Source organism: Altererythrobacter sp. C41, assembly GCF_016803135.1.
Classification (GTDB): domain Bacteria; phylum Pseudomonadota; class Alphaproteobacteria; order Sphingomonadales; family Sphingomonadaceae; genus Pelagerythrobacter.
Map to the genome: position 1 here is coordinate 172,293 of NZ_JAEVFE010000002.1, position 21,886 is coordinate 194,178.

A 21,886-nucleotide genomic window follows, 5' to 3' on the forward strand; every position below is an offset into this window, starting at 1 on the left:
AAAGCTCTCTCTCAAGACTGCGATTGCCGCAAAACTTGGCAGGTCGCGCGCGCCGCGGCAACCCGTGCTTGTGCATGGTGTGCACTCCGGGCAGGGAGCGGGCATGACGGGTGACTGGCAAGATGCGATCGCGCGGGCTCGTGTCAACGCACCATTCCTCGCGCGTGCGCTCGACCGGCAGCCGGAACTCGAAGCGCTGCTGCGGGCCGGCGATGGCGAGGGCGCGCTCGCCTGGGCGCGGGCGGCGGGCAGTGAAGCGCCGACTTGCGAGATCGCGCTGCGGCGCGAGCGGCTGGCGCTGGCGGCGGCGCTGGCGGTCGGCGACCTTGCCGGGGCCTTCCCCCTCGCCCAAGTCATGGCCGAACTGTCCGACCTCGCAGACCGCGCGCTCGATCGGGCGATAGCGGAAGCGATCGCCCGCCGCGTGGAGGGCGCCGCGCCGGCCGGTTTCATCGCCTTGGCGCTCGGCAAGCACGGTGCGGGCGAACTCAACTACAGTTCCGACATCGATCCGATCCTGCTCTACGATCCGGCGACGCTGCCCCGCCGCGCACGCGATGAACCCGGCGAGGCGGCGCAGCGCTATGCACGCGAGATCGTCCAGATGCTCTCTGCCAACAGCGCCGAAGGCTATGTCTTCCGGGTCGACCTGCGCCTGCGCCCGGCCTCCGAAGTGAGCCCGCTGGCGATTTCGTGCGATGCGGCGCTCAGCCACTACGAAAGTTCGGCGCTGGCGTGGGAGCGCGCCGCCTATATCCGCGCCCGCGCCGCTGCGGGAGACATCGGGCAGGGCGAGGATTTTCTCGCCGCGATCCGCCCCTTCGTCTGGCGGCGCAGCCTCGATTTCGGCGCGATCGAGGAGATCGGCCGACTGACCTCACGCATCCGCGACCGGTATTCGGGTCCCACCGAGCCCGCCCCGGGTTTCAACCTCAAGCAGGGTCGCGGCGGGATCCGCGAGATCGAGTTCTTTGCGCAGACGCACCAGCTGATTCATGGTGGCCGCGATCCTTCGCTGCGTGTCCGGCAGACGCGTGCCGCGCTCGATGCGCTGGCCGCAGCCGGCCTCATCGCATCCGAGGATGCCGAGCTTCTCGGCCGCAGCTACGACCGTCTGCGTGTCGTCGAGCACCGGCTGCAGATGCTCGAGGATCATCAGACACATACGCTTCCGTCCGGCGAAGCGCTCGACCGCGTTGCGCGGCTCGACGGCCTGGCCGACGGCGCGGCGCTACTGGCAGAACTGACCCCGCTCTGTGCCGAGGTCGCGGCGCGTTTCGACCGGCTGCTCGACCGCCCCGGGAGCGGCGGTGCATCGCAGGCCGAGGGCCTCCCCGCGCGGCTCGAACGGCTGGGCTTCGAGGAACCGGCGGGGCTTGCCGAACGGATCGCGAGCTGGAGCGACGGCCACATCCGCGCGTTGCGCAGCGAGGCGGCGCGCGCTTCGTTCGATGCCCTGCTCCCACGCCTGCTCGATGCGCTGGCCGAGGCGCCCGACCCGCGCCGCGCGCTGCTGCTGTGGGAGGAACTGATCGCCAAGGCGTCGAGCGCGATCAATCTGTTCCGCCTGCTCGATGCGCGGCCCGCCCTGCTCGACCAGCTCGTCGGCGTGCTGACGCTCGCGCCGCCGCTTGCCGAGCAGCTCGCGCGGCGGCCGGAGCTGCTCGATGCGCTGATCGACAAGAGCGCGCTCGATCTGCCCGGCGAGGTTCCCGCGCTGGCGGAGCGCATGGCGCGGGGCGAGACCGGCGATGACTACGAGCGCGCGCTCGACCGAATTCGCGTGGTCACCGGCGAAACGCGTTTCGCTCTCGGCGTGCAGCTTATCCAGGGCGAGCACGATCCGCTCGATGTCGCCGCCGCGCTGTCGCGCACCGCCGAGGCTGCGCTGGCGATCGCGGCGCGCACGACGCAGGACGATTTCGCGGTCAAGCACGGCGTCGTGCCGGGCGGCGAGCTGCTGGTGCTCGGTCTCGGGCGGCTCGGCGGCGGCGCGCTGACGCATGCGTCCGACCTCGACATCGTCTATCTCTTCACCGGCGACCACGGCGCCGAATCCGACGGTGCGCGGCCCCTCGGCGCCACGCTCTATTTCAACCGGCTGGCGCAGCGCGTCAGCGGCGCGCTGAGCGTGCCGACGGCGCAAGGCGCGCTTTACGAGGTCGACACGCGCCTGCGCCCGCAGGGTGCGCAGGGACCGCTCGCGGTCAGCCTCGACAGCTTCGCCCGCTACCAGCGCGAGGACGCCTGGACCTGGGAGCACATGGCGCTCACCCGCGCCCGGCCGCTGTTCGGCTCGCCCGAGGCACGGTCGGCTCTCGAAAGCGCGATCGCGGACGTGCTGCTGCGCCCGCGCGATCCCGCGAGACTGCGCGCCGATGTACTGAAGATGCGCGGCGAAATGGCCGCCAACAAGCCGCCCCGCGGGCCGCTCGACGCCAAGCTGCTGCGCGGCGGGCTCGTCGATCTGGAATTCCTGATCCACTATCTGCAACTGCGCGACCAGGCCTGTATCGTGCCCGATCTGGGGCAGGCGATCGCCGGCCTGGCCGAGCGCGGGAGCTTGCCCGGCGAAATGGCTGAAGCCGAGCGGATGATGACACGCCTGCTCGTGGCGGGCCGCCTGCTCGCACCCGATCTCGACCAGCCCACGCCAGCCGCCGGTCGCGCGCTGGCCCGGGCTTGCCGGTGCGAAAGCCTCGACGAGGTCTTGCGCCGGCTGGAAGAGGCGCGGCAATGCGTCGCCGCCACCTGGCACGAGGTGTTCGAAGAAAAACTGGAGACCCAGCAATGAACGACTTTCCGAAAGCCGGCGACCCGATGCCCGACATCGCGATGGAGACGCCCGACGGCAGCACGGTGAAGCCGTCGGACTTTCGCGGGCGCAAGCTGGTCGTGTTCTTCTATCCGAAGGACAACACGCCGGGCTGCACGACCGAGGCGAAGGACTTCACTGCGCTCGCCGGCGAATTCGAGAAAGCCGGCGTCGCGCTGCTCGGGGTGAGCAAGGATTCGCCGCAGAAGCATCGCAACTTCATCGCCAAGCACGATCTGAAGGTCCCCCTCGCCACGGATGCCGAGGAAGGCGGCTTGTCCGATGCGCTCGGGATCTGGACCGAGAAGAAGCTCTACGGGAAGACCTTCATCGGCATGGTCCGCAGCACTTATCTCGTCGACGCGGAAGGGAAGATCGCCCGCGTCTGGGAGAAGGTGAAGGTCAAGGACCACGCCGAAGAGGTGCTCGAGGCGGCGAAGGCGCTTTGAGCGAAAGGCGCGAATCGATCGCCGCGGCGATCCACGGCGCGTTGCTGACCGGCGAGCCGACCGCCAAGGTCTTCGCCGCGCGCGATGTCGCGCGCCGCTGGCGCCTCGGACGGCTCGACTGGCGCTTTGATGCCGCGATGCCCGAGCGTCCCGCCGCGCCGGAACGGCCCGAACTGCTCCCGCCCAATCGTATGCCGAAGCGCGGCAAGGCCGGATCGGAGCGTGGGCGAATCGCGCTGTGGCACGCTCTCGCACACATCGAATTCGTCGCGATCGACCTCGCGCTCGACATGGCCGGCCGCTTCGGGGAGGCAATGGGCCGGGAATTCGTGAGCGATTTCCTTTCCGTAGCTGCCGACGAGGCGATGCATTTCGCTCTCCTCGACTGCAAGCTCCGCCGCCTCGGCAGCCATTACGGCGCGCTGCCGGCGCACGGAGGACTGTGGCAGGCGGCGCACGACACCCGGCACGACGTGCGCGCACGGCTCGCCGTCGTGCCGATGGTGCTGGAGGCGCGGGGTCTCGACGTCACGCCGGCTACGCGCGATCGGGTGCGTGCGCAGGGTGACGGGGACGGAGCGCGAATCCTCCAGCGAATCCTTGACGACGAAATTCGTCACGTCCGTTTCGGCACAAAGCACTTTGTCGCAAGCTGCGAAGAAGCGGGCGAAATACCTGAGAAGTGTTGGAAAACGCTGGTGGAAAGGCACTTTCGCGGCGCCTTGAAGCCACCGTTCAACGACTCGGCGCGTTCGGCAGCCGGTTTATCGCGAGAGTTCTACGCCGCTATTGCTTGTTAAACCCACCCCCGGTTAGGCCTTCAATCACTGAGACGGAGGAGGGTTCCCAGTCTCGCATAAAAATCTCGCGCCGGTGTCGTGTGTCCGGCGTGCACGGATCGCTGCGGCTTGAGGGTCGCAAACAAGAGGACGGGATCTTGGTCGCAACTCTCAGCACTCGGCGAATCGCCAAGGCCGCGGCAGCGGCAGGCGCCGCATTCCTCGCCATCGCCGCAACTCCGGCACTGGCGAATTCGAGCGCCGCAGCCGCAGCCGACATGACCGCGCCCGTGCAGGACGCCCAGAAGTCGGTCACCGGGGACGCGCAGTTCCGCGAACTCTTTGCAAGCTGGCGCTCGCTGGATGGCGACCGTGCCGCGCAGCCGATCGCAAGCACCGGCATTTCGGTTCCCTCGCGCATGCCGCTCGACGATGCGCGGCTCTCCAGCGACTACGGCATGCGCACCCATCCGGTGCTCGGCGGCCGCCGTTCGCACAAGGGCGTCGATCTTGCTGCGCCGACCGGCACTCCGGTCTATGCGACGGCTGACGGTATCGTCGGCCGCGCCAACTGGTTCAGCAGCTACGGCCTCTATGTCCAGATCGAACACGGTGCGAAGCTCCAGACGCGATTCGCGCACTTGTCGAAGCTCGCCGTGGCAGATGGTCAGCGGGTCAAGAAGGGCGACCTGATCGGCTACGTCGGCTCGACCGGCCGCTCGACCGGTCCGCACCTGCACTACGAAATCCGCATCGACGGCGAGGCGGTCAATCCGATCCCCTACATGGTCGAAACCGAAGCGCAGCAGGCTTTCGCACTGGCGACCGGCCGCGGCGGTATGGGCGGCGGCGAGGAATAGATTTCGCGCCTCGTGCGAGGGGCGGGAGGCAGGCATGGGAGAGGATGCCTGACAAAAGGGCGGCGGGAGCGATCCCGCCGCCTTTTTTCTTGCTGCCGCGGCGCGCGCAGCTAGGTTTCGAATCACAACGAGATGCCCAAAGGGCGCCGTGAGTGGAGAGAAACCGACCATGCATCCCATCACCCACGCGGAAACGCGCGCCGACCGCCCCGCGATCGTGGTCGCCGGCTCCGGCGAGACGGTCACTTATGCGGAGCTCGATCGCACTGCCAATCGCTTCGCGCATTTCCTGCGCGCGCAGGGTCTGGGGCGCGACGATGCATTCGGGCTGCTGATGGAGAACAACGCGCTCTATCTCCAGCTCGTATGGGGGTCGCAGCGCGCCGGCACGATGCTGGTCCCGGTCTCGACCCGCCTCACCGCGCCGGAAATCGCCTATATTCTGAAAGACAGCGGCGCGAAGCTGCTGATCACCTCGACGCAGTTTACCGAGGTAACGGAAGACATTCGCCGCGAATGCCCCGATCTGCCGGTGTTCGTGCTCGGCGGACAGGGGAGCGCCGACTTCGAAGCCGCGATCGCGGTGCAACCCGCCGAACCGATCGCCGACCCCTGCCCTGGGCTCTACATGCTCTATTCCTCGGGCACGACCGGGCGGCCGAAGGGCATTCGCCCCCCGCGACCGCAGGACGACGACGTCCAGGCGGCGCATGCACTCGTGATGCTGGCGGTGATGGGGCCCGGCATGCCGGCGGACGGGGAGATGGTCTACCTTTCGCCCGCGCCGCTCTATCACGCCGCGCCGCTCGCCTGGTGCTGCACCGTCCACCGGCTCGGCGGCACCGTGGTGATCATGGAGAAGTTCGATCCCGAGGCTGCATTGGCCGCGATCGAGCGATACCGGGTGACCGACAGTCAGTGGGTGCCGACCCATTTCGTGCGCATGCTCAAGCTCGATGACGCGGTGCGCACGCGCTACGACCTTTCGAGCCACGAGCGCGCCATCCATGCCGCGGCGCCCTGCCCGATTCCAGTCAAGCAGGCGATGATCGCGTGGTGGGGCCCGATCCTGGTCGAATACTACGCCGGGTCGGAAGGCATCGGGATGACGCTGATCCGCAGCGATGCCTGGCTTGCGCACCCGGGCTCGGTCGGCCCGGCGCTCCATGGCAAGGTCCATGTCTGCGGACCCGAGGGCGAGGAACTGCCGCCCGGCGCGGACGGGCTGATCTATTTCGAGAACGATACGATCCCGACCTATCACAACGATCCGGCCAAGACCGCGGAGGCGATGCATCCCGAAGGCTGGATGACGCTCGGCGACATCGGCCATCTGGATGACGACGGCTTTCTCTACCTGACCGATCGCAAGAGCCACATGATCATATCGGGCGGGGTCAATATCTATCCGCAGGAGATCGAGAACCTGCTCGTCACCCACGACAAGGTGATGGATGCGGCAGTGATCGGTGTGCCCGATCCCGATCTCGGGGAGAAAGTCGTGGCCGTGATCCAGCCGCGCGACATGGCCGATGCGGGCGAAGCGCTCGCAGCCGAGCTACGCGAATTTCTCGCGCCTCAGCTTGCCCGGATCAAGATGCCCAAGCAGTTCGACTTCCGCCCCGACCTCCCGCGGGAGGCGAACGGCAAGCTCTACAAGCGCGAACTGCGCGACGAATACGCCGCGATGGCGCGCGAGGACGCCTAGCCCAGCAGCCGCCGGGCCATCGCGCGGACTTCCTCGCCCATGTCCTCGCGGTCGAGCGCGAGGGCGAGCGTGGCCTCGACGAACCCGGTCTTGCTGCCGCAATCGAAGCGGCGACCGGCGAAAGTCACCGCGTGGAACGGCTGGTCGCCGATCATCCGCGCCATGGCGTCGGTGAGCTGGATCTCCCCGCCCGCACCCTTCTCCTGATCCTCCAGCGTGCGCATGACTTCCGGCTGCAGGATGTAACGCCCCGACACGATCTTGTTCGAGGGCGCCTCGCTGACCGGCGGCTTCTCGACGAGGCCGCGCACTTCGGTCAGTGCGCCGCGCTCTTCGCCCGGATCGATCACGCCGTAACTGGAAACTTCCTCGCGCGGGATTTCCAGCACGCTGATGAGGTTGCCCCCGACGTCTTGGTAGGCCTCGACCATCTGTTTCATGCAGCCCGGCTCGCCGACCATCAGTTCGTCGGGAAGAAGGATCGCGAAGGGCTCGTCGCCGACGATCGCGCGGGCGCACCAGATCGCGTGGCCGAGCCCGAGCGGGACCTGCTGGCGCACGGTGATGATGTCGCCGGGCGGAAAGCGCGTGGGTTCGAGGATGTCGAGGCTCTTGCCCCGCTCGGCCATCGTCGTCTCGAGCTCGAAAGCGGTGTCGAAATGTTCGACGATCGCCGTCTTGCCTCGCCCGGTCACGAAGATCATCTGCTCGATCCCGGCCTCGCGCGCCTCGTCCACCGCGTACTGGATCAGCGGCCGGTCCACGATCGGCAGCAGTTCCTTCGGAATCGCCTTGGTCGCGGGGAGGAAGCGGGTGCCGAGGCCGGCAACGGGAAACACGGCCTTCCGGATCGGTTTGCGTTCGCTCATGCCGATTGGATAGGTAGATACAGGGACCGGCGCAACCGGCGACTTGCGGGAGCATCGATTCACGCTAAACGCTCGACCATGGACAAGATCATCATCGAAGGCGGCAAGCGGCTCTCGGGCACGATCCCGATCTCTGGCGCCAAGAACGCCGCGCTTACGCTCATTCCCTGCGCGCTGCTGACCGAAGAACCGCTGACGCTGCGCAACCTGCCGCGGCTGGCCGATATCGACGGCTTCCAGCACCTGATGAACCAGTTCGGGATCACGACCTCGATCCAGGGCACTCGGCCCGAGGACTTCGGCCGCGTGATGACGCTGGAAGCGCCGCGGATCACCTCCACGGTCGCGCCGTACGAGCTCGTACGCAAGATGCGCGCTTCGATCCTCGTACTCGGCCCGATGCTGGCGCGCATGGGCGAGGCGACCGTCTCGCTCCCGGGCGGCTGCGCGATCGGCAACCGCCCGATCGACCTGCATCTCAAGGCGATCGAGGCATTCGGCGCGGAAATCGAGCTCGCGCAGGGCTACGTCCGCGCACGCGCGCCGGATGGCGGGCTGCCCGGCGGAGAGTTCGACTTCCCGGTCGTCTCGGTCGGCGCGACCGAGAACGCGCTGATGGCGGCGGTCCTCGCCAACGGCACCTCGCGTCTGTTCAACGCCGCGCGCGAGCCCGAGATCGTCGATCTGTGCAACCTGCTGGTGGCGATGGGCGCCCAGATCGAGGGCATCGGTACCTCCGACCTGACGATCCACGGCGTGCGGCGGCTGCACGGGGCGACCTACCGGGTGATGGCGGACCGGATCGAGGCCGGCTCCTACGCCTGTGCGGCGGCGATCACCGGGGGCGAGGTCCTGCTCGAAGGCGCGAAGGCCGAAGAGATGCAGGCGACTCTTCACGCGCTGCGCAACATCGGCATCCATGCCGAAAGCGAGGCGAAAGGCGTGCGCATCGGGGCGAACGGGCGGTTGAAGGCGGCCAACCTCTCGACAGCGCCCTACCCCGGTCTGGCAACCGATATGCAGGCGCAGCTCATGGCGCTGCTCACCCGCGCCGAAGGCACGAGTGTGCTGACCGAAACGATCTTCGAAAACCGCTACATGCACGTGCCGGAGCTCAACCGCATGGGCGCGAACATCGAGACCTCGGGTCGTACCGCGATCGTCCATGGGGTCGAGCGGCTGACCGGCGCCGAAGTCATGGCGACGGACCTGCGCGCTTCGATGAGCCTGGTCATCGCCGGGCTCGCCGCGGAAGGACAGACGCAGGTGCGGCGTCTCTATCACCTGGACCGGGGTTACGAACGGCTGGAGGAGAAGCTCGCTCTGGTCGGCGCGCAAGTCGAACGTATCGGCGACGAGTAGCTTCGAAGCCGCGGACCTTTCCGCCCGATGCCGCGTTGGCGAGGGGAAAGGAGTCGATCATGGCATTGCTCAAGCTGGCGGCGCTCGGAGCGCTCGGATATGTCGGGTACAAGTACTACGAGAAGAACAAGGGCGGCGATCGCGCGGCGGCGTTCGCCGGGAACCAGAGCCACGGTGACGTGCGTGACGCGGGGCCGGAGTCGATGCGCGACAAGCCGAAGCGCAGCTGGAGCAAGGCTGACGAGGCGAGCGACGAGAGCTTCCCCGCCAGCGACCCGCCCGCAACCTATTGATTTTTCTCTAGGTCGCGTTTGCGACGAGCCAGAGGCGAATGGCGCCCGCCAGGCCGGGCGGGTGCTCGGCCTGGATACGCTCCTCGTCGATCCGCGCGACCAGCGCGTTGAGCGGCACCGCCTCGCGCTCTGCCGCTGCGCGCAGCATGTCCCAGAATAGCGGTTCGAGGCTGATCGAGGTCTTGTGCCCGGCGATTTCGACCGAGCGCTTGACCGGCGGGTGGTAAGGCGCAGGCATCGTGCAGGCCTAGCAGGTCTGCGCAGGCTTGGCGCGCCTTCACGAACATGCCCAACTGTGGAACTCCTGGTTGCAGGCCGCCGCCTTCGGGATTGACCGGTCCTCCCTCCACCCTAAATAACCCGCGCGAGGCCACGTCCTCGCCCCAGCACGGGATGGTGAAGACCGGGACGCCCCGGCAGCTTGTGAATGGAGGCTGCCGTGGCTTGGCTGGTACTTATCGTCGCTGGATTGCTGGAGGTCGTCTGGGCCTTTTCGATGAAGCTTTCGGAAGGCTTCTCCCGCCTCGGGCCTTCGCTCGTTACGCTGGTTGCCATGGCAGCCAGTTTCGCGCTCCTCGCATGGTCGATGCGCAGCTTGCCGCTCGGGACTGCCTATACCGTGTGGACCGGCATCGGCGCGCTCGGTGCCTTCGTGGTCGGTATCGTCTTCCTGGGGGAGAGCGTGACCGCCCTCCGCCTCCTCGCAGCGGCACTCATCCTGAGCGGCCTCGTCCTGATGAAACTGTCCAGCGCATGACACTCATTCTCGGCCAAAAATAATGAGGCTGAGGCTGTCGTTCGCCGCTAAAAACTTTTGACCGAGGGATTTCGACGGGGGCAATGATGAAAAGCAAGCTGCGGCTACACGCCGAAGTCGCCGCCGTGATCACTTATGCCATAGCGCTTTGGTGGGGTGCACGCTCGATCAGCAAGGTCGCAGCCGGAATCTTTCCTCATTCCGATCACCTCGTGTTTGCGCTTGTCGTGGTCAGCGGCGTAATGCTGGCGCTTGCTTGGCTGAGCGGCGGGCGGGCGGCGTCATTCCAGTTTCGTCCAGCCGCGCTGCTGGCCTCCGCAGCCGGCTTCGCAGGCTATACCATCACCGCCGTCATCACGCTGGGGGCGGCGGCCTTGATAGGCGTTGTTTCGCTTTCCTTCCCCGGAGAGCCATCCAATGTCTTTGCAGGCGCGGCTGCCTTGCTTGTCTTGGTGCTGCTGTCGGAAGCGCTGCCAGAGGAGCTGCTGTTCCGTGGATGGCTGAGCGAACGCCTCCGCGGCCTGGTCGGGGGACCTTGGTTGACCATCATGGCGCAAGCGGGGCTTTTCACCTTTTTCGCGGTGGCCGTTGGTGCAGCCGCTTCGGCAAGCGACGCGGGGTTCATCGCGACCTTCGGAGTCGTTTTGGGAATGCTTCGAGCCGTGACCGGGACGGTCTGGGTGCCGGTCGGTTTCCATCTCGCCTTCATGACGGCGCAGCAATCTTCCGCTCCGAAATGGAGCCTCATCATGTCGAACGAGCCGCAACTTGTCCAAGTCGTCCTGCTGACGATGATTCCGTTCACGGTAGTCATCGCCCTTCTGTTCGACCGGGTGAAGAGGGCGCCGCGCACAGCAACACTGGCGTAATCAGCCGGACAGGTTGGGCCACCTGAAGCCTGCACCGCCGGAGGAACCGCTCGCGCCATCGGTCCGTTCTGCCTCTACAATGATGATGCGGAACTGCGACAGGGCTTCGCATGGCTAGCCAGGCGGCGAACGAGCACTCCAACAGGCGATACGCCGTCGGCCTCGCCCGCGCGTTCGGCGGGGCGATCATCTTTGGCTTGCCGAATCTGATGACCATGGAGATGTGGTTCCTGGGCTTCTATCTCGATCGCCCGCGCCTGCTGCTCTTCCTGATCGTCAATTTCGGCATCCTGGTGGGCCTCTCGCGCTTCTCCGGCTTCGAGGAGACGGCGAGTTTCAAGGAGGATCTGCTGGACGCGCTGGCCGCCTACGGCGTGGGCGTGATCGCCTCGGCCGCCGTTCTTTCCATCTGCGGAATCCTGACGCCGGACATGTCGACCAGCGAGATCATGGGCAAGATCGCCGTGCAGAGCGTGCCGACGAGCTTCGGCGCGATGATCGCGCGCAAGCAGATGGGCGGCACGGAGGACCAGGAGGAGCAGGATGTCGCCGAGCGCCGCGCCGGCTATGCCTGGCAACTGTTCCTGATGGTCGCCGGCGCGCTGTTCCTGGCCTTCAACCTCGCGCCGACCGAGGAGATGATCCTGATCGGCTTCAAGATGACGCCTCGGCACAGCATAGCGCTGGTGCTTGCGTCGATCGTGATCCTGCACGCCTTCGTCTACGGTGTGGGATTCGCCGGACAGGAGCAAGCGCCCGAGGGAAGCGGCTTCTGGCGCCTCTTCGTCTTCTACACCATCGCCGGCTATGGCGTGGCCCTGCTCGTCAGCGTCTACGTTCTGTGGACCTTCGGCCGGATGGAAGGCGCGGACCTGGGCCAGATCGTGTCGATGACCGCGGTACTCGCGTTTCCCGCGGCCGTCGGCGCCGCGATCGCGCGGCTCGTGGTTTGAAAGGGGAGAGGCGATGGCGGAGAAGGCGCGTAGGAGGGAGAGCCGGAGACGGGCGCGAACCGGCCAGCCGCTGCTCGAATGGATCGCTGCGGCGATCGGGCTCCTGCTGACCCTGGCCGTGCTGGGCGCACTGGGGTGGGAAAGCGTGAAAGGTTCGGGCGCCAGGCCGCCTGCGATCGAAGCCAGCATCGGGGCAATCACGCCCACGCCGGCGGGCTACGTCGTCGAAGTCGAACTCCGCAATCGCTCCTCCGCCACTGCCGCGGCCGTTGAGGTGGAGGGCGAACTGACCAAGGCGGACGGGACGGTGGCGACCAGCACCACCACGGTCGATTACGTGCCCGGGGATTCGACCCGGAAAGCCGGACTGTTCTTCCAGGACGATCCGCGCCGCCACCGAGTCGACGTCCGCGCCCTGGGCTTTGCGGAGCCGTGAGCCGGCGGCCAACCTTCGGGCTGACCTCATGATCGCCAACCAGCTCCTCTTCCTCGCCGGCGGGGCGGTGCTCTTCGCAGTGCTCGGAGCCTTCCATATGGGCGGTTTGCGGGTGATCGGCTGGGGCAAGCGGGAGCGTCGCCGCCATCCGCACTTGAGCGTGATCGTGACATTCTGGAGCCTCGGCCTTCTTCACCTCATCGAAATTGCGATCGGGGCGTGGGTGTTCTGGCTTCTGCTCCTGCTGCCGGGCTCCGGTTCGCTGGGCGCGACATTCGGCGGGGCACCGGCGGACTATCTCTACGTCGCAGGCATATCGTTCGTCACGCTGGGGTTCGCGGAAGTGGAGGCCCACGGCGCGATCCGCATGGTGGTGATGCTGTTCTCGCTCGCGGGGTTCATGCTCATCACTTGGTCGGCCACTTTCATCTACACGATCTGGGGCGAGAGCTTCCACGAAAAGCCGTGAGGCGTTTCGCGGGCGTCCTCAGCCACGACGCGAGCGTCTACGAATTTTTTGGGGTGGTTCGCACGCCGGCCGCCGCTAGGATTCCCGCTCGATCAGGTACACCAACGCGGGTGAGCGAATGTCGGAAGGATATCAGGCTCTCACCGAAAAAGAGAAGCAGACGCTGCGGCTGATCGTCCGGGGCTACGATGCGAAATCGCTGGCGCGGCGCCTGGGAATTTCCGTGCACACGGTGAACGAGCGGCTGCGCCACGCGCGGCGGAAGATGGAAGTTTCGAGCAGCCGCGAGGCGGCGCGAATGCTTCTCGACAAGGAGGGCGAGGGCCCCGATTTTCTTGCGGGCAAGCAAATGGGGGCAGCCGGGCCCGCCCCCGGCATGGGACATGGTGGAGCAGTGGCGGACGGTCTCGACGCGGGCCCCCGCCGCTTCTGGCTAATCGGAGGAATGCTCATGTCTCTCGTTCTCGCAGCGCTCGCGCTCACGTCCCTGTCGCATGTCGCCGAACCCGCGGCGAGGAGCAGCCAGAAAGCCCCGGTAGATGCCGGCGCTCCTGCTGCCGAAGTCGGAGGGGAAGTCGTGGAAGCGGCAAAGCAATGGCTGAGCCTCGTCGACCAGGGGCGCTGGGACGAAAGCTGGAACGCGACCGGTCAGGCGTTCAAGGAACTGAACACCAGCGAAAAATGGGCCTCGGTTTCCGAGCAGGTCCGCCCTCCGCTGGGCGAGGTGCTTTCGCGAACGGCGATCAGCCAGGAAGGCGTGCCGGCGCCGCCTTACGGCTACGAGATGATCAAGTTCCGCACCAGCTTCGCCAATAAGGCCGACGTCACCGAAACCGTGACGCTGGTGCGGGAAGGTTCGGGCTGGCGGGTGGTCGGCTACTGGCTCTCCTGACGGCGATGGCAGCCACCGTTCGGCGAAGCCGGGTGGCTGCCGCGTGGCTCAGTACATGTGCTGGCCGCCGTTGATGCTCATCGTGGAGCCGGTGACGAAGCCGGCTTCGTCGCTGGTGAGGAAGGCGACGCCGCGGGCAATTTCGTCCGCCTGGCCCAGGCGCCCGACCGGGATCTTGGCGACGATCTTCTCCAGCACCGGTTCCGGGACGGCGGCGACCATATCGGTGTCGATATAGCCGGGCGCGATCGCGTTGACGGTGACGCCTGAGCGCGCGCCTTCCTGTGCCAGGGCTTTGGTAAAGCCGTGGATGCCGCTCTTGGCCGCGGCGTAGTTGACCTGGCCGTACTGGCCCGCCTGACCGTTGATCGAGCCGATATTGACGATGCGGCCCCAGCCGCGCTCGCGCATCCCGGGGAAGCAGGCCTTGGCCATGTTGAAGCACCCGCCGAGGTTGATTCGCATGACCTCGTTCCAGTCGTCGAAGGTCATCTTGTGCAGTGTGCCGTCGCGGGTGATGCCGGCGTTGTTGACCACGATGTCGACCGCGCCCACCTCCTCGGTCACCCGCCTGCAGCCGTCCTGGCAGGCCTCGTGATCGCCCACGTCCCATTTGTAGACCGGAATGCCGTGCGCGGCGGAGAAGCGCTGCGCCCGCTCGTCGTTGCCGGCATAGTTGGCGACCACGGTGCGCCCCTGCGCCTTGAGCGCGAGGCTGATCGCCTCGCCGATACCGCGGGTTCCGCCGGTGACGATTGCAACGCGAGCCATGGACTTGTCTCCGCCTGATTTTTGTGGGTCCCGCAGGTCTACGCGAAGGCTGCGCGACACAAAAGAAAAACCCCGCCGGAGCGGGGCCTTGCAGACGAATTCAGGCCTCGATGACGGTCAGAAGCGGAACTGCGTGCCGACATAGACCGCCTGGCTGTCCTGCTCCATGTCAGTGAGCGGCGCGAGCCGGTCGCGATCCTGCGAAAGCCGCACGCCGGCGGTGACGTCGAGATTGCGGGTGACGCGGTAGGCGCCGCCGAGATCGACCGACTGATCGCCCAGCCCTTCCAGCGTGCGCGGCGAGCGGCCGACGCTGCGGTCCCGTTCGAACGCAATGCGCGGCTGGAACCGGCTTGGTTCCTCCTCACGGCCCTGGGCGGGTTCGAAGCTGGCGAGATCGGGAACGTCCATCTCGCGCACGCCCTCTGGCAGCGAGGTCGCCTTGGCGAAGGTCTGGTAACCGCGGGCAATGCCTAGATTGTAGCGGGTCGATGCGATCGTCGCAGCGCCGGTTCCCGGCTCCCCGGCGATCGAGGCCAGGGTCGAGCGGAACGAGATCGCGCGTGCGGTCTGCTCGTCGACGCGGACGGCTACGGTCACGGTGCGGTCGAGCGGCTTGGCGGGGCCGGCGGGTGTGAAACGAAGCGTCTGGCCGCTCGCGGCGACCTGTTGCGCGACTCGCCGGGCGAGCTGCGGGTCGACCGATGCGGGCGTGAAGGGGGCGAACTGTGCGGTCGCGGGGGCGGCGGCTTCCCCATTCTCCAGCCCGACGAGCGCCAGGCCGGCCGAAGGGATCGCGAGCGCAAGGCACGCAGCCGACAGCAGCGTGGGCGCAAACCCACCCTTGCGTGTCATCTTGCGTGACCCAGACATTGCAGCGCGTCCTTCCCCTTGTTCCCCCGCCATCCAAGCCGATCGGCCCTGAACGGTTCCTGACTCTTCACGCACCATCCCCTGTCGGGACTCGGGCGCAGAAGAGTCGAAAGGAAAGTTAGAATCGATCCAATGCCTTGACCAGCATTTTCCACAGGACGGAGTCCGTGATTCGGCGCAGGTGTTGCACCATGCACACAGCCCCGGCGATTAAGGCGCGGTTCAAACGCTGGCCGGTCAATCGCGGGCTCCGAACAAGGAGTCCACGCTGTGCTTGCCGCTCGCGCCGTGGGGGTTATAGAGACGAACGAGCACACTGACAGGATACGACCCGATCATATGAACGCGACCCGCCTTACCTCGACCGTTTCCCGCGGCCTGCTCGTCTCGCTGGCGCTTGCCGGTCTCACGGCGTGCGGCGGCGGTGGCCGCCCCGCCTCGGATCTCGCCGCGAGCCAGGTGACCACGATCGGCGTCAACTCCTACCTCTGGCGCGCCGCGCTGGAGACGGTGAGCTTCGCACCCCTGCTCCAGGCCGACAGTGCTGGCGGGGTGATCGTGACCGACTGGTACACGAATCCCGAAAACCCGGGCGAACGCGTCAAGCTGACGGTCTCGATCCTCGACCAGGACCTGCGCGCCGACGCCGTGCGCGTCGCTGCCAGCCGCCAGGTTGCGCAGGGCGGAACCTGGGTCGATGCGCCGGTTCAGGCGGCGACCGTGCAGAAGCTCGAAGGCATCATCCTCACCAAGGCGCGCGACCTGCGTCGCCAGGCGGTGGTTTCCTAGTTCAATTCGCCCTAACGGGGTTTCCATGACCGAGAACCGTTTCGATCCGTCGCAGGCCGACGGGCGCTGGCAGCGCGCGTGGGAAGAAGCGCGCTGTTTCGAAGCCGACAGCAATTCCGCCAAGCCCAAGAGCTACGTGCTCGAGATGTTTCCCTATCCCTCGGGCCGCATCCATATCGGGCATGTCCGCAACTACACGATGGGTGACGTGCTCGCGCGCTACAAGCGGATGACCGGGCACGAGGTGCTGCATCCGATGGGGTGGGACGCCTTCGGCATGCCGGCCGAGAACGCCGCGATGGAGAAAGGCGTCCACCCGGGCGGTTGGACCCGCGACAATATCGCCAACATGAAGGCCCAGTTGAAGCGCATCGGCTTCGCGCTCGACTGGAGCCGCGAGCTCGCGACCTGCGACGCCGACTACTACGGGCACGAGCAGGCGCTGTTCCTCGATCTCTACGAGGCCGGGCTGGTCTATCGGAAGGAGAGCGAGGTCAACTGGGACCCGGTCGACATGACCGTGCTCGCCAACGAGCAGGTGATCGACGGCAAGGGCTGGCGCTCCGGCGCCGAGGTCGAGAAGCGCAAGCTCAACCAGTGGTTCCTCAGGATCACGCAGTTCGCCGGGGAACTGCTCGACGGGCTGGGCGAGCTCGAGAACTGGCCCGACAAAGTCCGTCTGATGCAGGAGAACTGGATCGGCCGGAGTCGCGGACTGGAGTTCTCGTTCGAACTGTCGGACGGGGACAGCCTGGCGGTCTATACCACGCGGCCCGACACGATCTTCGGCGCGAGCTTCGTCGCCGTCGCGCCCGACCATCCGGTCGCCCAGCGCGTGGCGATGATCAACTGCGATGCGGCCAAGTTCGTCGAACTCTGCAAACGCGGCGGGACGACCGCGGCCGAGCTCGAGACGGCGGAGAAGCTCGGCTTCGATACTGGCATCGGCGCGCGCCATCCGTTCACTGGTGAATACCTGCCGGTCTACATCGCGAACTTCGTGCTGATGGACTACGGCACCGGCGCGATCATGGCGGTGCCCGGACACGACCAGCGCGACTTCGAATTCGCGACCAAGTACGGCCTGCCGATCCCGCGCGTCGTTGCGGCGAGTGCGGAAGAGGCGGACAAGCCCTTCGCCGGCGAGGCCGAGTCTGGCGACGGCATGCTGGTCAACTCGCAGTTCCTCGACGGCATGGAAGTCGAGGCGGCCAAGCGCGAGGTGATCGCGCGCGCCGAGGCCGGCGACTGGGGCCAAGGCACGACCGTGTGGCGCCTGCGCGACTGGGGTGTCTCCCGCCAACGCTACTGGGGCACGCCGATTCCGTTCATCCACTGCGCCGCCTGCGGTGTGGTGCCGGTGCCGAAGGACCAGCTCCCCGTCGTCCTGCCCGAGGACGTCGATTTCAAGACGCCCGGCAATCCGCTGCTGCGTCATCCGACCTGGAAGCACGTCAACTGCCCCAAATGCGGCGGAAAAGCGGAGCGGGAGACCGATACGCTCGACACGTTCGTCGATTCGAGCTGGTACTTCCTGCGCTTCGCCAGCCGGCCGGCCGACAAGCCGTTCGACCGCGAGGAAGTCGCCAAGTGGCTGCCGGTCGAGCAGTATATCGGGGGGATCGAGCATGCGATCCTGCACCTGCTCTACGCCCGCTTCTGGACTCGCGCGCTGCAGCACATCGGCCAGCTCGACTTCGCCGAGCCTTTCGCCAGCCTGTTCACGCAAGGCATGGTGACGCACGAGACCTACAGCCGCGAGATCGACGGGCGCACCGTCTACTACGCGCCGAACGAGGTCAGCCGCGAGGCGGAGCGGGCGCTGCTCAAGGACGACGGCGGCGAGGTCGCGATCGGCCGCGTGATCAAGATGTCCAAGTCGAAGAAGAACACGGTCGACCCGGATGAGATCGTCGCCAAATACGGTGCCGACGCGGTGCGCTGGTTCATGCTCTCAGACAGCCCGCCCGAGCGCGACCTGCCGTGGTCGGAAGCCGGGATCGAGGGCTGCTGGCGCTTCGTCCAGCGCCTCTGGCGGTTGTTCGGCCAGCACGACGCCGCAGCGAGCGGCGAGGACAAGGCGCTGCTGCGCAAGACGCACCAGACGATCGCCGCGGTGGCCGAGGATATCGAGGCGCTCTCGTTCAACAAGGCCGTCGCGCGGCTCTACGAGCTGACTGGCGCGATCGAAAAGGCGCAGCCTTCGGCCACGCGCAGCGAAGCGATCCGCACCGTGCTGCTGCTGGCCAGCCCGATGATGCCGCACCTGGCCGAGGAAGGCTGGGCCACGATCGGGGGTGAAGGCCTGATCGCGAACGCGTCCTGGCCGCCGGTCGACCCGGCGCTGCTGGTCGAGGATGAGGTGACGATCGCTATCCAGCACATGGGCAAGCTGCGCGACACGCTTACCGCGCCGAAGGGCGCGGCGAAGGAAGACCTGGAAGCGCTTGCCTTGGCGAGCGAGAAGGTCCAGCGTTCGATCGATGGAGCAACCGTGCGCAAGGTGATCGTCGTGCCCGATCGGCTGGTGAACATCGTCACGTGATCCGTGCGGCCGCCCTCGCTGCGGCTCTGGCCGCGCTGTCCGGCTGCTCGCTGCAACCGATGTATGCGGGCGGCGGGAACGGCGCGGTGGCGCGCGGGCTCGCCGCGGTCGACGTGCCGCCGATCGAAGGGCGTGCGGGCTGGCTGGTGCGCAACGCGCTGCAGGATCGCCTGGGTGCGGCGGGTGAGGCCAATCCGCGCTACCGCCTCGACGTTCGGCTCGATGACCGACTCGAAGGGCTCGGCGTGCTGAGCGATGACACGATCGGGCGCGAACGCCGCACGCTGCGGGCGCGCTACCAGCTCGTCGACACCGCCGACGGTTCGATCCTGCTCGATGCGACCGCCGGGTCGGACGCGGGGATCGACGTCGTCTCCAGCGAATATGCCACCATCGCCGCGGAGCAGACCGCGCTTGAGAATCTCGCGCAGGAGGTCGCCGACCGTATCGTGACGCAGCTCTCGCTCACGCTGCGCGAAGCGCGGTGAAGGCGACCCAGCGCGATTTCGCCGCTGCCGCCCGGCGGGCGGCGCAGCAGTGCCGGGTGTTCTTCTTCTGCGGACCCGACGAAGCCGGCGCCGCGGCCGCGGCGGACAGGATCGTCGAACTGCTCGACGATCCGGGCGAACGCATCGAGATGTCGGGCGCGGCCTTACGCAAGGATCCCGTCCTCCTCGGCGACGAGGCCCGCTCGGGCTCGCTGTTCGGCGATGCGCGCCACATTTACGTTCGCACGAGCGGCGACGAGGCGCTCGACGCGATCGGCAATCTGCTGCTCGGCACGGGCGAGGCCTGCCCGGTGCTGATCGTCGCCACCTCCGCCACCGACAAGTCCCGCACCGCCAAGCTGCTCGAGAAGCGCGATGACGCGCTGGTGGCCATGTTCTGGCCGCCCGATCTCGCCTCCGTTACCGCCAGCGTGCGTGGGATGGCGGATGCGGCCGGCCTGCGTCTCAACGGCGATCTTGCCGAACGGATCGCGCGTGCCGCCGGGCTCGACGTGCGGCTCGCGCAGTCCGAGGTGGACAAGCTCGCGCTCTATCTCGACGCCTCGCCGGCGGCGCCCAGGAACGCCGATGCCGCCGCGCTCGACGCCATCGGTGCCTCGAGCGAGGAAGACGGCTTCATGCCCCTAGTCAACGCAGTGCTCGCGGGCGAGACGCGCAAGATCCCGGCCGAGCTTCACCGGCTGCGTGAATTGTCGCTCAACCCGGTCGGCGTGCTGCTCGCGATCGAGCGGCGCGCGGCCCAGCTCGCGCAGATCGCGGCGAAGATCGGGCCGCGCGGCAACGTGGCGGCGGCGCTGGAGGCGGAGAAACGCGCTCGCCGTATCTTCTGGAAGGACGAGCGCGACATTGCCGCCCAGCTCAAGCACTGGCGCGGGCGCGAGCTCGACCGGCTGGTGGCCAAGCTGGTGGCGCTCCACCGCGCGCTGCTCGCCAACAGCCAGTCGGCCGAACTGCTGCTGTCGCAGGGTCTTGCCGAAATCGCCCGCCGCGCCGCGGCCCGGCGGTGTCGAATCCGATAGTGAGGCAGCCTAGTTTTCGGGAACCTGGAAGGTGCCCGATACGCGCCCGTCCGACGTGGTCGATGTGCCCGAGGCGCTTCCGTCGACGCTCGACACGCCGGTCCGCAGGTCGATCACCAGCCGCCCGCCGTTGAGCGTGTCGGTGCCGCGGCGCAGGCGGACGTTGCCGGCCATCGTGATGATCCGGCGGTTGAAGTCGTAGACCGCGACGTCGCCGGTCGCAGATTCGCTCCCGCGTGTCACCCGCACACCGCCCGTCGCGGTGATGCGCTGGATGCTCAGCGAACCTGCGTCGCTGTAGTTGACCAGCGTACGCGCGGCGCGCAGGCGCAGGTCGGCCTGGGTGATGTCGACGTTGCCCGACAGGACGACGCGGTTCTGCCGGTCCTGCAACTCGATCCGGTCGGCGGCGTAGTTGACCGGCGCGTTCGAATTGTGCCCGGCGATCGCCTGGGCGTTGATCTGCATGCCCGCGAACACGGCGAGGGCGCCGACGAAGCCGGCGATGGCCCAACGCAATGCGGTGGAAATGTGCGACGCGGTGGAAAGGTGCGATGTCATGAGGGCATCCTCAGTTCGCCCGGAATCATCCGCAGGCGGGCGTTGCCGTCAAGCGTGACCGTGCGTTCGGTCATGTCGGCGATCAGGCGGTCGGCGGAGAACGTGCCGGCCGGGATCTCCCCTTCGACCCCGCCGCGCCCGACCATGCGCTTCGCCGCGAGATCGACCGAAACCCCGCGCGCGACCATGCGATAGCCGTCCGCCGCGGTCAGGCGGACCGGGCCGAAAACGGACACGACTTCCTCGTCGATATCGTAGGCGCCGGCCTGCGCGCCGAGCCGGGCCGGGCCCTCGGGCAGTGCGATCCGGGCGACGAGGTCGTTCATTCGCACGATTCCTTCCGCGCTCGACCGCTGCACGGCCTCGCCGGCGGTCAGCGAGAACGGCCGTCCCTTGTCGTCCTGCCCGCGGTACATCGCGTTGTCGACGCGCAGGCGCTCGTCGATCATGGCGACTTCGTTGCGATCCAGCAGGAAGCTGACCTCGCCGCGCGGGCTGAGCGGCGTGATCACCATCAGGGCCGCGACCACGCCTATACCCATCGGCAGGACTTTGGCGAGAAACGCGACGAGCCGGTCGTGCGACCCGCCGGGCGCGGCGAAGTGCTGCCGCTCGCTCCTCAGCCGGGCTGCCTCCTGCGTCTCGATGCGCCGCTTCGTCACCATGATCTGCGTCTACCCTGTGAAGGACTACGCGTGGCTGAAAATATCGTTCTCGGCCCATCCGGCAAGGTCGAGCCGTGCGCGAGTGGGCAGGAAATCGAAGCAGGCCTGGGCTATCTCGGTGCGACCCTCGCGCGCGAGCCGCTCGACGAAGATGGCGTGCATGCGGTGGAGGAAGCGCACGTCGGACGCCGCGTATTCGCGCTGTGCCTCGGTGATCTCGGGTGCGCCCCAGTCGGAGCTCTGCTGTGCCTTCGAGATCTCGCCGCCGAGCAGTTCCTGAACCAGGTTCTTGAGCCCGTGCCGGTCGGTATAGGTCCGTGTCAGCTTGCTCGCGATCTTGGTGCAGAAGACCGGCGCGGCAGTGACGCCAAGATAATGTTCGATCGCCGCGAGGTCGAAGCGCGCGAAGTGGTAGAGCTTGAGCCGCGCAGGGTCGGCGAGCACGGCCTTGAGGTTGGGCGCATCGTAAGGGCTGCCGACGCGGAAGCGCACGAGGTGCTCGTCGCCGTGGCCGTCGCTGAGCTGGACGACGCAGAGCCGGTCGCGCGGCGTGACGAGACCCATCGTTTCGGTGTCGACCGCGATCGGCCCGTCGGCGAGAACGCCGGCGGGCAGGTCTTCTTCGTGAAAATGCACTGCCATA

The 21,886-nt window shown here is 67.3% G+C and carries 24 protein-coding genes; 17 read left to right on the forward strand and 7 right to left on the reverse strand.

The window, feature by feature from the left end; all coding sequences use genetic code 11:
- Positions 1 to 103: 103 nt before the first annotated feature.
- The 5 genes from glnE (at position 104) to JNO53_RS04745 (ending at position 6,611) form a co-directional block, all read left to right on the forward strand.
- Positions 104 to 2,794: a bifunctional [glutamate--ammonia ligase]-adenylyl-L-tyrosine phosphorylase/[glutamate--ammonia-ligase] adenylyltransferase gene (glnE, locus tag JNO53_RS04725; RefSeq protein ID WP_203108202.1), complete on the forward strand. Its 2,691-nt coding sequence runs from the start codon at positions 104 to 106 to the stop codon at positions 2,792 to 2,794.
- Positions 2,791 to 3,264 carry a peroxiredoxin gene (locus JNO53_RS04730; RefSeq protein ID WP_203108204.1) on the forward strand — a complete coding sequence of 158 codons (474 nt, stop codon included), beginning with the start codon at positions 2,791 to 2,793 and terminating at the stop codon, positions 3,262 to 3,264. Before glnE ends, JNO53_RS04730 begins: the two co-directional genes overlap by 4 nt.
- Positions 3,261 to 4,064: a ferritin-like domain-containing protein gene (locus JNO53_RS04735; protein ID WP_203108206.1), complete on the forward strand. Its 804-nt coding sequence runs from the start codon at positions 3,261 to 3,263 to the stop codon at positions 4,062 to 4,064. Before JNO53_RS04730 ends, JNO53_RS04735 begins: the two co-directional genes overlap by 4 nt.
- A 137-nt stretch (positions 4,065 to 4,201) precedes the next feature.
- Positions 4,202 to 4,903 (forward strand): M23 family metallopeptidase, encoded by a 702-nt coding sequence (locus JNO53_RS04740; protein ID WP_238401648.1) that lies wholly within the window; start codon positions 4,202 to 4,204, stop codon positions 4,901 to 4,903.
- Between the two features lie 169 nt (positions 4,904 to 5,072).
- The gene (locus tag JNO53_RS04745) at positions 5,073 to 6,611 is read left to right on the forward strand and encodes an acyl-CoA synthetase (protein ID WP_203108208.1); all 1,539 of its coding nucleotides are present in this window, start codon (positions 5,073 to 5,075) and stop codon (positions 6,609 to 6,611) included.
- Here the strand turns inward: JNO53_RS04745 and galU are convergent.
- Positions 6,608 to 7,480 (reverse strand): UTP--glucose-1-phosphate uridylyltransferase GalU, encoded by an 873-nt coding sequence (gene galU / locus JNO53_RS04750; protein ID WP_203108210.1) that lies wholly within the window; start codon positions 7,478 to 7,480, stop codon positions 6,608 to 6,610. The genes JNO53_RS04745 and galU overlap by 4 nt on opposite strands.
- 78 nt (positions 7,481 to 7,558) lie before the next feature.
- On the opposite strand from galU, the gene murA reads away from it, so the two are divergent.
- On the forward strand, positions 7,559 to 8,842 hold the full coding sequence (gene murA, locus JNO53_RS04755; RefSeq protein ID WP_203108212.1) for a UDP-N-acetylglucosamine 1-carboxyvinyltransferase: 1,284 nt from the start codon (positions 7,559 to 7,561) through the stop codon (positions 8,840 to 8,842).
- Between the two features lie 59 nt (positions 8,843 to 8,901).
- A complete protein-coding gene (locus tag JNO53_RS04760; protein WP_203108214.1) occupies positions 8,902 to 9,135 on the forward strand; it encodes a hypothetical protein in 234 nt (77 codons plus the stop codon).
- Between the two features lie 7 nt (positions 9,136 to 9,142).
- On the opposite strand, the gene JNO53_RS04765 is transcribed toward JNO53_RS04760, so the two are convergent.
- A complete protein-coding gene (locus tag JNO53_RS04765; protein ID WP_203108216.1) occupies positions 9,143 to 9,373 on the reverse strand; it encodes a ribbon-helix-helix domain-containing protein in 231 nt (76 codons plus the stop codon).
- A gap of 201 nt (positions 9,374 to 9,574) precedes the next feature.
- On the opposite strand from JNO53_RS04765, the gene sugE reads away from it, so the two are divergent.
- The 6 genes from sugE to JNO53_RS04795 all read left to right on the forward strand — a co-directional run bounded on the left by sugE (position 9,575) and on the right by JNO53_RS04795 (position 13,511).
- Complete coding sequence (sugE, locus tag JNO53_RS04770; protein WP_203108218.1) at positions 9,575 to 9,892, forward strand: quaternary ammonium compound efflux SMR transporter SugE; 318 nt, start codon at positions 9,575 to 9,577, stop codon at positions 9,890 to 9,892.
- Positions 9,893 to 9,978: 86 nt separating this feature from the next.
- The gene (locus tag JNO53_RS04775; RefSeq protein WP_203108220.1) at positions 9,979 to 10,761 is read left to right on the forward strand and encodes a CPBP family intramembrane glutamic endopeptidase; all 783 of its coding nucleotides are present in this window, start codon (positions 9,979 to 9,981) and stop codon (positions 10,759 to 10,761) included.
- Between the two features lie 110 nt (positions 10,762 to 10,871).
- Complete coding sequence (locus JNO53_RS04780; protein WP_203108222.1) at positions 10,872 to 11,714, forward strand: TIGR02587 family membrane protein; 843 nt, start codon at positions 10,872 to 10,874, stop codon at positions 11,712 to 11,714.
- Positions 11,715 to 11,727: 13 nt separating this feature from the next.
- Positions 11,728 to 12,150: a hypothetical protein gene (locus JNO53_RS04785; RefSeq protein ID WP_203108224.1), complete on the forward strand. Its 423-nt coding sequence runs from the start codon at positions 11,728 to 11,730 to the stop codon at positions 12,148 to 12,150.
- 28 nt (positions 12,151 to 12,178) lie between these two features.
- Positions 12,179 to 12,619 (forward strand): hypothetical protein, encoded by a 441-nt coding sequence (locus tag JNO53_RS04790; RefSeq protein WP_203108226.1) that lies wholly within the window; start codon positions 12,179 to 12,181, stop codon positions 12,617 to 12,619.
- A gap of 118 nt (positions 12,620 to 12,737) precedes the next feature.
- Positions 12,738 to 13,511 carry a helix-turn-helix domain-containing protein gene (locus tag JNO53_RS04795; protein WP_203108228.1) on the forward strand — a complete coding sequence of 258 codons (774 nt, stop codon included), beginning with the start codon at positions 12,738 to 12,740 and terminating at the stop codon, positions 13,509 to 13,511.
- A 48-nt stretch (positions 13,512 to 13,559) separates the two neighbouring features.
- On the opposite strand, the gene phbB is transcribed toward JNO53_RS04795, so the two are convergent.
- Both phbB and JNO53_RS04805 read right to left on the reverse strand, forming a co-directional pair.
- Positions 13,560 to 14,282, reverse strand: a complete 723-nt coding sequence (gene phbB, locus JNO53_RS04800) for an acetoacetyl-CoA reductase (protein WP_203108230.1) — start codon at positions 14,280 to 14,282, stop codon at positions 13,560 to 13,562.
- A 117-nt stretch (positions 14,283 to 14,399) separates the two neighbouring features.
- Positions 14,400 to 15,155 (reverse strand): hypothetical protein, encoded by a 756-nt coding sequence (locus JNO53_RS04805; RefSeq protein WP_238401650.1) that lies wholly within the window; start codon positions 15,153 to 15,155, stop codon positions 14,400 to 14,402.
- Between the two features lie 339 nt (positions 15,156 to 15,494).
- Between JNO53_RS04805 and JNO53_RS04810 the strand changes: the two genes are divergently transcribed.
- Genes JNO53_RS04810 through holA form a run of 4 tightly spaced genes read left to right on the forward strand, consistent with a single transcriptional unit; the run spans position 15,495 to position 20,017 of the window.
- Positions 15,495 to 15,944, forward strand: a complete 450-nt coding sequence (locus JNO53_RS04810) for a DUF3576 domain-containing protein (RefSeq protein WP_203108232.1) — start codon at positions 15,495 to 15,497, stop codon at positions 15,942 to 15,944.
- A gap of 25 nt (positions 15,945 to 15,969) precedes the next feature.
- A complete protein-coding gene (leuS, locus tag JNO53_RS04815; RefSeq protein WP_203108234.1) occupies positions 15,970 to 18,489 on the forward strand; it encodes a leucine--tRNA ligase in 2,520 nt (839 codons plus the stop codon).
- Positions 18,486 to 18,977 carry an LPS assembly lipoprotein LptE gene (gene lptE / locus JNO53_RS04820; RefSeq protein ID WP_338015300.1) on the forward strand — a complete coding sequence of 164 codons (492 nt, stop codon included), beginning with the start codon at positions 18,486 to 18,488 and terminating at the stop codon, positions 18,975 to 18,977. The genes leuS and lptE overlap by 4 nt, the downstream gene beginning before the upstream one ends.
- Entirely contained in the window at positions 18,974 to 20,017 is a 1,044-nt protein-coding gene (gene holA, locus JNO53_RS04825) for a DNA polymerase III subunit delta (RefSeq protein ID WP_203108236.1), read from the forward strand. Before lptE ends, holA begins: the two co-directional genes overlap by 4 nt.
- A gap of 9 nt (positions 20,018 to 20,026) precedes the next feature.
- Here holA and JNO53_RS04830 read toward each other — a convergent pair whose 3' ends face one another.
- Genes JNO53_RS04830 through JNO53_RS04840 form a run of 3 tightly spaced genes read right to left on the reverse strand, consistent with a single transcriptional unit; the run spans position 20,027 to position 21,885 of the window.
- A complete protein-coding gene (locus tag JNO53_RS04830; RefSeq protein ID WP_203108238.1) occupies positions 20,027 to 20,578 on the reverse strand; it encodes an LptA/OstA family protein in 552 nt (183 codons plus the stop codon).
- Positions 20,575 to 21,243: an LPS export ABC transporter periplasmic protein LptC gene (locus JNO53_RS04835; RefSeq protein ID WP_203108240.1), complete on the reverse strand. Its 669-nt coding sequence runs from the start codon at positions 21,241 to 21,243 to the stop codon at positions 20,575 to 20,577. Before JNO53_RS04835 ends, JNO53_RS04830 begins: the two co-directional genes overlap by 4 nt.
- Before the next feature lie 24 nt (positions 21,244 to 21,267).
- Positions 21,268 to 21,885, reverse strand: coding sequence for a ribonuclease D (locus tag JNO53_RS04840; RefSeq protein ID WP_203108242.1), 618 nt, complete (start codon positions 21,883 to 21,885; stop codon positions 21,268 to 21,270).
- Between the last annotated feature and the right edge of the window lies 1 nt (position 21,886).